Annotated in this window: 9 protein-coding genes and 1 pseudogene; 8 read left to right on the top strand and 2 right to left on the bottom strand. The window is 72.6% G+C overall.

All coding sequences use genetic code 11. The features are described 5' to 3' along the window. Positions 1-215 precede the first annotated feature (215 nt). A complete protein-coding gene (locus ACWEVO_RS23755; protein ID WP_452309724.1) occupies positions 216-536 on the top strand; it encodes a hypothetical protein in 321 nt (106 codons plus the stop codon). An 89-nt stretch (positions 537-625) separates the two neighbouring features. Next, positions 626-856, top strand: coding sequence for a hypothetical protein (locus ACWEVO_RS23760; protein ID WP_452309725.1), 231 nt, complete (start codon positions 626-628; stop codon positions 854-856). A 79-nt stretch (positions 857-935) separates the two neighbouring features. Here the strand turns inward: ACWEVO_RS23760 and ACWEVO_RS23765 are convergent, their stop codons facing one another. After that, positions 936-1,688, bottom strand: a complete 753-nt coding sequence (locus tag ACWEVO_RS23765) for a GH25 family lysozyme (protein WP_452309726.1) — start codon at positions 1,686-1,688, stop codon at positions 936-938. Positions 1,689-1,829: 141 nt separating this feature from the next. On the opposite strand from ACWEVO_RS23765, the gene ACWEVO_RS23770 reads away from it, so the two are divergent. From ACWEVO_RS23770 to ACWEVO_RS23790, 5 genes are all read left to right on the top strand, one after another. Next, a complete protein-coding gene (locus tag ACWEVO_RS23770; RefSeq protein ID WP_452309727.1) occupies positions 1,830-2,573 on the top strand; it encodes a M50 family metallopeptidase in 744 nt (247 codons plus the stop codon). A 59-nt stretch (positions 2,574-2,632) separates the two neighbouring features. Beyond that, complete coding sequence (locus ACWEVO_RS23775; protein ID WP_452309728.1) at positions 2,633-3,238, top strand: class I SAM-dependent methyltransferase; 606 nt, start codon at positions 2,633-2,635, stop codon at positions 3,236-3,238. A 25-nt stretch (positions 3,239-3,263) separates the two neighbouring features. Next, positions 3,264-4,247, top strand: coding sequence for a ketopantoate reductase family protein (locus ACWEVO_RS23780; RefSeq protein WP_452309729.1), 984 nt, complete (start codon positions 3,264-3,266; stop codon positions 4,245-4,247). Positions 4,248-4,310: 63 nt separating this feature from the next. After that, positions 4,311-4,817: a SigE family RNA polymerase sigma factor gene (locus tag ACWEVO_RS23785; protein WP_452309730.1), complete on the top strand. Its 507-nt coding sequence runs from the start codon at positions 4,311-4,313 to the stop codon at positions 4,815-4,817. Next, entirely contained in the window at positions 4,810-5,676 is an 867-nt protein-coding gene (locus ACWEVO_RS23790; protein WP_452309731.1) for a hypothetical protein, read from the top strand. Before ACWEVO_RS23785 ends, ACWEVO_RS23790 begins: the two co-directional genes overlap by 8 nt. A 47-nt stretch (positions 5,677-5,723) precedes the next feature. On the opposite strand, the gene ACWEVO_RS23795 is transcribed toward ACWEVO_RS23790, so the two are convergent. Then, positions 5,724-7,307 carry an acyl-CoA carboxylase subunit beta gene (locus tag ACWEVO_RS23795; protein ID WP_452309732.1) on the bottom strand — a complete coding sequence of 528 codons (1,584 nt, stop codon included), beginning with the start codon at positions 7,305-7,307 and terminating at the stop codon, positions 5,724-5,726. Between the two features lie 97 nt (positions 7,308-7,404). Between ACWEVO_RS23795 and ACWEVO_RS23800 the strand changes: the two are divergent. After that, a pseudogene (locus tag ACWEVO_RS23800) lies at positions 7,405-7,592 on the top strand (biotin--[acetyl-CoA-carboxylase] ligase); the annotation flags it as partial.

The raw sequence follows: 7,592 nt of genomic DNA on the forward strand, positions 1-7,592 counted from the left end.
CGCCGACCAGCGGCGCGCCGACCTCGGGCGCGCCGACGAGCACCGCGCCCAGCCCGACGCCCTCGGCCACCCCGTCCACCGACGCGAACGCCCTGCCGGCCGGCTGGCAGGTGTTCACGGGCCCGACGTTCAAAGTGCCGATCCCGAAGGGATGGCGGGCGAGTGCCGGCTCCGACTACGTCCGTCTCTACGAGGTCGGGGGCGCTAAGCGGGTCTTGTTCATTCAGTGGACCCCTCACCCGAAGGACGACGCCGTCGCTGACTGGAAGAGCAAGGAGTCGGCGCGCAAGAACTACGTCATCGACTACAAGTACATCGATATCGAGCCGTGCGACTGGTATCGGACCTGCGCGGACTGGGACTGGTTTGAGACGCGCAAGGACGGTGTCCGTCTCCACGTCCGCAACCGGGGCGTGGCCACCGCCAGCAACCGGGGCTTCGCGCTGCGCTGGGAGGTTCCGGTCAGCGCCTGGGACGCCAGCCTGGCCGACTGGGACACCATCATCAAGGGCTTCAAGCCCGACCGGGAGAACTGAGCCGGGGGATTCCCGCCTTCGCGAAACTGACTCGCATGACCTTCCGTCGTCGGGGGTACTGAACCCGCGACGACGGAAGGAGGTACGACATGAGTCACCGACACAAGGACACCGGGCCCCGGCTGGCACTCTGGATGCTGGTCGCGCTCGGCGACATCGTCCTGCTGCTGGTGAGCGCCGGCCTGTCCGCGCCGGTCGCGGTGCTCGGTGTCGTGGCCCTCGTCGTCGCGGGGGTGGCGACGTGGCGGTTGGCCCGGCGGACCACCCTGGCCGGGCGGGGCGCGGTCCCCGTGCCGGTCGCCACGCGACGCAGGGCCTGAACGGGCGGCACAGACGACGACGGCGGCAGCCGGACCAGGTGCGGTCCCGCTGCCGCCGACCCGTGTCGGGGGGTGGCCGTCAGGCGGTGTTGTTGGCCAGCGCGATCAGCCGGGTCCGGTCCCCGTTCCAGTAGTCGCGGTCGACGTTGCCGCTGATTCCCGAGACGCTGCCGGTGCTGGTGTACTGCCAGAAGCTCCAGACCGGGGCGCCGGCCGGCAGGGTGCCCGGCGAGCTCGCCCAGCGGGCGAGCCAGAGCGGGTGGTTGGCCCACGGACCGGTCCAGCTGCCGGTGCACTGGTTCCACCAGCTCGTGGTGGTGTAGATGACCGCGTAGCGGCTGGTGCGGGACTTGTAGCGGTTGAGGAAGTCGCTGATCCAGGTGCGCATCCCGGAGGTGCTCAGGCCGTAGCAGTAGCCGCCGCTGTACGGGTTGGCTTCGAGGTCGACGGCGGCCGGCAGGGTCCGGCTGTCGGCGGACCAGGCGCCGCCGTTGCTGGCCAGGTAATCGGCCTGGGCCGCACCGCCGGAGATGTTGGGCCGGGCGAAGTGGTATGCGCCCCGAATCACCCCGGCGTTGTACGCCGCGACGTAGTTCGTGTTGAACCTCGGGTCCTTGTAGCTGGTGCCCTCGGTGGCCTTGATGAAGGCGAACTGGATACCGGCGTTCCGGACGCTGGTCCAGTTGATCGAGCCCTGGTAGTTCGAGACGTCGATGCCGGGAGTGGTCGCCGCGGCCGCCGGTCCGGCGGTGGCGACGAGGGCAGCCGCCGCCGTGGCGACGACGGTGAGAGCGCTGGCGAGCAGCCGGCGTACGGACAGTCTGCGGACCATTGAAGCCTCCATGGACGTCGATTGATTGACGACCATATTTGAAGGTAACTAACCAAGATCACAAGGGGATCTGAAGGAATTTTCATCGACGAGCATCGTCGCCGCGCGTGGGCACAGATCGGGGCGGTAGGCTCCCCGGCCATGCCCCTGATCGACGGCCTGAGCACCATCTGGGACAAGCTGATGAGCGCCCAGCCCGACCCACCGCCACTGCTGGTCCTGCTCACCGCACTCGTCGCGGTCCTGGCGGTCACCACCCAGCTACCGTGGCGGATCTCCCGCAACGCGGTGACCATCGCCCACGAGGGCGGTCACGCGCTGGTCGCGCGGCTCGCCGGGCGCAAGCTGCACGGCATCCGGTTGCACTCGGACACCTCGGGGCTGACCCTCTCGTCCGGGCGGCCCAGCGGCCCCGGGATGATCCTCACCCTGCTCGCCGGGTACGTCGCCCCGTCGCTGGTCGGTCTCGCCGGGGCGTGGCTGCTCGCCGGCAACCGGATCACCCTGCTGCTCTGGGTCGCCGTGGTGCTGCTGCTGGCCATGCTGGTGATGATCCGCAACGTGTTCGGTGTGCTCTCGCTGCTGGTCACCGGCGGGCTGGTGCTGGCCGTCTCCTGGTACGCGTCCCCGCAGGTGCAGGCCGCCTTCGCCTGGACGTCGGTGTGGTTCCTGCTGCTCGGCGGCGTACGCCCGGTGGTGGAGCTGCAGCGGCTGCGCGGCCGGGGCCGGATGCCGGAGTCCGACGCGGACCAACTGGCCCAGCTCACCCCGTTCCCGGCGCTGTTCTGGGTGGGTGTGTTCATGCTGGTCAGCCTCGCCGCCCTCGCGGCCGGCGCGCTGCTCCTCGCCGGCCCGATCCTCAACGACTGGGGCATCACCGCCTGAGCGGCATCCAGGTGTCGGCTGGCCACCGGAACGACGCGGCCCGGCTAGGCTGCGCCGACATGGACGAGGTGATCGCCCGGAATCAGGCCGCGTACGACCGGATCGCGGAAGAGTTCGCCGCCCGCAACCCCGAGGTGCCCGTGCCCTACCTGGAGATGGCCGACGAGTTCCAGCGCCGAGCGGACGGGCCGCTGCTCGACCTGGGCTGCGGCCCCGGGCGTGACCTCGCCTACTGGGCCGCCCGAGGGGCGGAGGGCATCGGCCTGGACCTGTCGGCCGCTATGCTGCGGGCCGCCCGCACCCGGGTCGCGGCGCCGCTGGTGCAGGGCGACCTGCTGCGGCTGCCGTTCCGGGCTGGCGTCCTCGGCGGGGTGTGGTGCTCGGCCTCCCTGCTGCACCTGCCGAAGGCGGCAGCTCCGGCGGCGCTGGCGGAGGTCCGTCGGGTGCTGCGCCCGGGCGGTCCGTTGCTGCTCAGCCTGCAGGAGGGCGACGCCGAGGGCTGGGAGCGATGGCCCGGCGAGGAGGCGGACCGGTTCTTCGCCCGGTACGGATCGGCGGAGGCCGAGGCGCTGCTGGTCGCCGCGGGCTTCCGCGTGCTCGGCCGGAACCGGGAGGTCACCCCGACGGGCAAGGTGTGGTTGTGCCAGCTCGCGGAGGTGATCTGAGCGGGCACGAGGCAGAATCGGACGGATGCGGTACCTGATCATCGGAGCGGGCGCGGTCGGCGGCACCATCGGCGTACGGCTGGGGGAGGCCGGCCGGGACGTGACGCTGGTGGCCCGCGGCGCGCACCTGTCCGCGCTCCAGGAGCAGGGCCTGACCCTGCGGACGCCGGACGGCGCGGTGACCAGCCGCCTGCCCGCGGTGGCCGGGCCCGGCGAGCGGTCGCTGCCCGCGGACACCGTGCTGGTGTTGACCGTGAAGTCGCAGGACACCGAGGCGGCGCTCGCCAGCTGGGTGGACGCCCCGGTCGAGGGCGGCGGCACGGCGGGCGAGCGGCTGCCGATCGTGCTCGCCCAGAACGGTGTCGCCAACGAGCGGGCCGCGCTGCGGCTCTTCGCCCGGGTGTACCCGGTCTGCGTCTGGCTGCCGGCCACCCACCTCGAACCGGGCGTGGTCGTCGCCAACGGGCACCCTCATCCGGGGATGCTTCACCTCGGCCGCTACCCGTCCGGATCGGATGAGACCAGCCGGGCGACCGCCGCCGACCTGACCGCCGCCGGGTTCGTCGCCCCGGTCCACGAGGACGTGATGCGCTGGAAGTACGGCAAGCTGCTCGGCAACCTCGGCAACGGCCTCCAGGCGCTGCTCGGCCGGGACGTCCCCGAGCCGCTGGCCGCCCGGGTACGCGCCGAGGGGGAGGCCGCGCTCGCCGCCGCCGGCATCGCCCACACCACGCCGGAGGAGGAGGCCGCCGAGCGGAGCGACCGGGTGCAGCACCGGCCGGTGGACGGCGCGGAACGGGCCGGCGGCTCCACCTGGCAGAGCCTGGCCCGGGGCACCGGGTCCGCCGAGGCCGACCACCTCAACGGGGAGATCGTGCTGCTCGGCCGGCTGCATGGCGTGCCCACCCCGGCGAACGCGGCCGTCCAGACCGCCGTCCGTCGGGCGGTCCGGGAGCGGATCCCGGCCGGCGGCTTCCCCCTGGCCGAACTCGAAAAAATGGTCGGCTGACCGGGCAACCGCACGAGGCGCGCCGGGCGTGTCCCCTGCGACAGACGCGGGGGAGGTGGCGACGTGCCGGACGCCGAGGGATTCGACGAGTTCTACCGGGGCAGCCGGCAACGGCTGCTGGGCTTCGTCTACGTGCTCACCGGCAACCTGGCCGAGGCCCAGGACGCCGTGCAGGAGGCGTACATCCGGGCCTGGCAGCGCTGGTCGACGGTGCACCGGTACGACGACCCGGAGGCGTGGGTCCGGGTGGTGGCCACCCGGATCGCGGTGAGCCGCTGGCGCAGCCTGCGCAGCCGGGCCCGCGCCTACCTGCGGCACGGGACGCCGGGCAGCGTCCCCGAGCCGAGCACCGACACCGTCGAGGTGGTCGCCGCGCTGCGCCGACTGCCGGAGGAACAGCGCACCGCCATCGCCCTCTACTACCTGCTTGGCATGCCCGTGGCGGAGGTCGCCCGGGAGACGGCGGCGCCGGTCGGCACGGTCAAGGCACGGCTGTCCCGGGGGCGCGCGGCGCTCGCCGGACTGCTCACCGTCGTGGATCTGGAGGAGGAGGAGGCCGCAGATGCCTGACGACGTGCGGTTCGTCGAACTGGTGCACCGGGAACTGCGGGACGTCCGCTGGCCGGAGCCGACCGAGATCCGCGCGGCGGCCCGCCGCCGCGGCCGGCGTACGGCGGTCGCCGCCGCCGCGGCGGTGCTGGCGGTCGCCTCGGTCTCCGCCGTCCTCGTCGGCCGGGCCGGGGGGCCGTCCCCGGCCGCTTCCGTCGGCGCATACGCGGAGATCCCGACCGAGGCGATGCTGGACCCGGCCGACGTGCCGGTGCGCAGCGACGAGCGGCTCGGCGACACCGGCCTCGGGGAACGGGTCCGGGTCGACGACGTGCTCGCCGGTTGCGGGCGCGACCAGGGGGTGCCGGCGGCCGCAGCCGAGTCCCGGTTCTCCCGCGCGCAGACCCTGATCGGCAGCCAGGCGGTGGACGGATTCGCCACCCACCGGAGCCCGGTGATCAGCCAGGACGTCTACCGGTTGGCGTCGGCGGACGACGTCTTCAGCGGCCTCGACCGACTCGTCGCGGCCTGCGCGTCGTGGCGGCAGGCGAACACCGTGGAGCGGGACGGCGGCAGCGTCTCCCTCACCTTCGTGCACGGCTGGAGCGTGGCCGCCCGCGACTTCGCCGGTGACCAGTCGGCCCTGCTGCGGCACACGGTGACCCAGTTGACCGACTCGGCCACCGGCGGGCCGGCCCAGTTTCCGATGGCGCCCGAGTACACCTTGGTCGTCCGGGTCGGCGACCTGGTCACCGTGCTGCGGCCCGGCGAGGCGCTCCGGCCCGGCGTGCCCGGCAGTACGGTCACCGAGGCGGGACTGCTCGACGTGGGGCGGGCCGCGGCCGACCGGATGTGCGTCGCTGCCAACCCCGGCTGCTGACGCGCGGAGGCCCCGCCGGACGCCCGGCGGGGCCTCGGCACGGTCCACTACAGCGGGATATTGCCGTGCTTCTTCGGCGGCAGGGTCTCGCGCTTGGTGCGCAGCACCCGCAGCGCCCGGACGATCTGGGTGCGCGTCTCGTGCGGCGGGATCACCCCGTCGACGTACCCGCGCTCCGCGGCGATGTACGGGTTGGCCAGGGTGTCCTCGTACTCGGCGATCTTCTCGGCCCGGACCGCGGCCGGGTCCTCGGCGGTGGCCAGCTCCTGCCGGTACAGGATGTTCACCGCGCCCTGCGCGCCCATGACGGCGATCTGCGCGGTCGGCCAGGCGAAGTTCAGGTCGGCGCCGAGGTGCTTGGAGCCCATCACGTCGTACGCGCCGCCGTACGCCTTGCGGGTGATGACGGTGACCTTCGGGACGGTGGCCTCGGCGTACGCGTAGATGAGCTTCGCGCCGCGCCGGATGATGCCGTCCCACTCCTGACCGGTGCCGGGGAGGAAGCCGGGCACGTCCACGAAGGTCAGCACCGGGATGTTGAACGCGTCGCAGGTCCGCACGAACCGGGCGGCCTTCTCCGAGGCGGCGATGTCCAGGGTGCCGGCGAACTGCATCGGCTGGTTGGCGACCACGCCGACCGGACGCCCCTCGACCCGGCCGAAGCCGACCAGGATGTTCTGCGCGTACAGCGGCTGGACCTCGAGGAACTCCCCGTCGTCGAGGACGTGCTCGATGACCCGGTGCATGTCGTACGGCTGGTTCGCCGAATCCGGGATCAGGGTGTCCAGCTCCCGGTCCTCGTCGGTGATCTCCAGCTCGGCCGGGGCGTCGTAGACGACCGGCTCGTCCAGGTTGTTCGACGGCAGGTACGACAGCAGCGCCTTCACGTACTCGACCGCGTCCTCCTCGTCGGTGCCGAGGTAGTGCGCGTTGCCGCTGCGCGCGTTGTGGGTGCGGGCGCCGCCCAGCTCCTCCATGCCCACGTCCTCGCCGGTGACCGTCTTGATCACGTCGGGGCCGGTGATGAACATGTGCGAGGTCTGGTCGACCATCACGGTGAAGTCGGTGACCGCCGGCGAGTAGACGGCCCCGCCCGCGCACGGGCCCATGATCAGGGAGATCTGCGGGATGACGCCGCTGGCCCGGACGTTGCGGAAGAAGATCTCGCCGTAGAGGCCCAGCGAGGCGACGCCCTCCTGGATCCGCGCGCCGCCGGAGTCGTTGATCCCGATCACCGGGCAGCCGATCTTCATGGCCAGGTCCATCACCTTGACGATCTTCTCGCCGAAGACCTCGCCGAGGGAGCCGCCGAAGACGGTGAAGTCCTGCGCGAAGACGCAGACCTGCCGGCCGTCCACCGTGCCGTAGCCGGTCACCACGCCGTCGCCGTACGGGCGGGTCTTCTCCAGCCCGAAGTTGGTGGAGCGGTGCCGCGCGAACTCGTCCATCTCGACGAACGAGCCCTCGTCGAGGAGCATCTCGATCCGCTCCCGGGCGGTCTTCTTGCCCCGTGCGTGCTGCTTCTCGACCGCCCGCGCCGACCCGGCGTGCACCGCCTCGTCGAGCCGCCGCTCCAGGTCCGCCAGCCTGCCGGCGGTCGTGTGGATGTTCATCCCGGTCTCGGTAGTCACCCACGGAATATAACGATGGTTCAGGCGGGCGCCGCTGTGCAGTGCGCCTCACCGGCTTCCCGGCGACCGGCACCGTGCCGGGCCGTAGGCTGACGGGATGCCCGGCTCGCCGTACACCGATCTCGACCGACCGCCGCTGTCGGCGGCCCGGCTGCGGCGCGCGCTGCTCGCCCCGCACGGCCCGTGGCGCCGGCTGGAGCTGCGGGCGGAGACCGGCTCGACCAACGCGGACGTGGTCGAGGCGGCGCGGGCCGGCGAGCCGGAGGGCCTGGTGGTGGTCGCCGA

The organism is Micromonospora sp. NPDC003776 (assembly GCF_053605645.1).